This is a genomic window from Henriciella sp. (assembly GCF_049649345.1).
GTDB lineage: Bacteria > Pseudomonadota > Alphaproteobacteria > Caulobacterales > Hyphomonadaceae > Henriciella.
Map to the genome: position 1 here is coordinate 1 of NZ_JBARZC010000107.1, position 2,654 is coordinate 2,654.

A 2,654-nucleotide genomic window follows, 5' to 3' on the forward strand; every position below is an offset into this window, starting at 1 on the left:
ACTTCGATCTTGGTGAAACCGCGGACATGATCCGCGACACTGTGCATAGTTTTGCATCTGCCGAAATCGCCCCGCTCGCCGCTGAAATTGACCGCACAGACGTTTTTCCGCGCCAGCTCCTCCCAAAGATGGGCGAGCTCGGCTTGCTCGGCATCACCGTCGAGGAGGAATGGGGCGGCACCGGCCTTGGCTATCTCGAACATGTCGTCGCGATGGAGGAGATTTCCCGCGCGTCTGCTTCGGTCGGTCTGTCCTATGGCGCCCATTCCAATCTTTGTGTGAACCAGCTCCGCCGCTGGGGCAATGACGATCAGAAGAAACGCTATCTGCCAAAGCTCATATCCGGCGAACATCTCGGCTCCCTCGCCATGAGTGAGAGTGGGGCCGGGTCCGATGTGGTCTCGATGAAGCTGCGCGCCGACAAGAAAGGCGACCACTATGTGCTGAACGGCACCAAGATGTGGATCACCAATGCGCCGGATGCCGATACGCTTGTCGTCTATGCCAAGACTGATCCGCAGGGTGGCTCCAAAGGCATCACCGCCTTTCTCATCGAGCGGGACTTTAAAGGGTTCAGCGTCGCCCAGAAGCTCGACAAGCTCGGCATGCGGGGCTCGGAAACTGGTGAGCTTGTCTTCGAAGATTGCGAAGTGCCCGAAGAAAATGTCATGGGGCCTGTCGGGGCAGGGGCGCGCATCCTGATGAGCGGGCTCGACTATGAGCGCGCCGTGCTGTCCGCCGGGCCGACCGGTATCATGCAGGCCTGTATGGATGTCGTTCTGCCCTACATCCACGACCGCAAACAGTTCGGCCAGTCGATCGGCGAGTTTCAGCTTGTCCAGGGCAAGCTCGCCGACATGTACGTGCAGATGAATGCTGCAAAGGCCTACGTCTATACCGTCGCCAAGGCCTGCGACCGGGGCGAGACCGCCCGCAAGGATGCCGCTGGCGCAATCCTCTATGCGGCAGAGACTGCAACCAAGCTCGCGCTCGATGCGATCCAGCTTCTCGGCGGCAACGGCTATATCAACGAGTACCCGACAGGCCGCCTGCTGCGCGACGCCAAGCTCTACGAAATCGGCGCAGGGACGTCCGAAATTCGCCGCTGGCTGATCGGACGGGAGCTGTTCGGGGAGACGGCCTAGCCGTTTATCCGACTGCGCGCAGAGGCTCCCGGTTCAAGACCTGGCCGATGGCCGTCATCAGCATGCGCTCCTCGATCGGTTTTGCGACATAGCCATCAAATCCCATGCCGAGAAAGCGTTCGCGGTCGCCAGGCATTGAATCGGCCGTCAACGCGATCACGGGTGTCAGCCGGTTCGGGCTGTCTGACATTCGCAGACGCCGGAACGCCTCCATGCCATCAAGGCCCGGCATGTGAATATCCATCAGGATCAGATCGACGTGCTGCTGGCTGAGCACATCCAGCGCGGCGTTGCCATCGCTGGCTTCGAGAGAGTCAATTGCCTGCTGGTCCAGGAAGGACCGGGCGACGCGGATATTGATCCCGTTGTCATCTACCACGAGGGCGCGCAATCCGCTGAGGCTGCTGTGGGACTGGCTCTGCGTGGTCGAAACCGGTTGCGACGGTACGCGAACGGGTGAGGCCAGTTTTTCCGCAGCAAAGGTCAGCGTGAAGACCGAACCGCGGCCCTGTTCGCTAACCGCGCTGACGTCGCCCCCCATCATCCGCGCCAGCTTGCGCGTGATGGCCAGGCCGAGCCCGGTACCGCCAAACTTGCGGGTCTTGGAGCCGTCTTCCTGGGCGAAGGCTTCAAAGATGCGCTCGAGCTTGTCGGCGGCAATACCGCAGCCCGTATCCGAGACATGAACCGTAACGAGCGCCTCGCCATCGCCGGCAGCGTCACACGTGACCGCAACCAGCACTTCGCCCTTTTCGGTGAACTTGATCGCATTGGAAACGAGATTGCCCACGCACTGGCGCACACGTACCGGGTCAAAAAGGAGGCGCGAGGGGACATCCGGATGGATGAAAAGTCTGAGATCGATACCTTTCTCGCGCGCCAGGCTTTCGTTCAGTTTGAACAGGCTGCTCAGCTTGTGGCGAACGTCGCTGGCGACAGGGGTGACGTCCAGTTTGCCAGCCTCGATTTTGGAAAGGTCGAGAATGTCGTTCAACAACACCATCAGCGTCTTGCCGGAATCCAGGATGATCGACACATTTTCGGCTTGCGCTGGCGTCAGATCGGCATGCGCCAGTGTTTGCGCCATGCCGAGGACGCCGTTGAGAGGCGTGCGTATTTCATGGCTCATATTGGCTAGGAATTCCGACTTCATCTTCGTTGCCTGATTGGCCTGTTGGAGCGCCTCGCGCAGCTCATGCGCCTTGCGCCGCTCTTCGCGGACATCCTGAATGTGAGTGATGATGACCGGATGCTCAGCGCCCGGCAGTCTCGACAGTGTGAGTTCGGCTGCAATGCGAATGCGCTCGCCCGTCCGGGTCACCAATTGTGAATCGCCGCGGTGGTGGAGATCGCCTCGGGCCGCGCCGTCACGCAAAAATGAGGTACTCGCCCGCTGCGAAGTGGCGTCCATCAGGATCGAGTTTTTTGCGCCGATCAATTCGTCTTTTTCATACCCGGCGAGATCGGCAAGCGCCTTGTTCACATAAAGAAGCGTGCCTTCATGATCAG

The 2,654-nt window shown here is 60.2% G+C and carries 2 protein-coding genes; one reads left to right on the forward strand and one right to left on the reverse strand.

The genetic code is table 11. The annotated features are described in order from the left end of the window. Window positions 1-1,145 (forward strand): isovaleryl-CoA dehydrogenase (locus tag WA989_RS02680; RefSeq protein ID WP_424338981.1); only part of this gene is annotated, 1,145 nt, incomplete at its 5' end. Window positions 1,146-1,149: 4 nt separating this feature from the next. Here the strand turns inward: WA989_RS02680 and WA989_RS02685 are convergent. Then, on the reverse strand, window positions 1,150-2,654 hold a 1,505-nt coding region (locus WA989_RS02685; protein ID WP_424338982.1), incomplete at its 5' end, for an ATP-binding protein.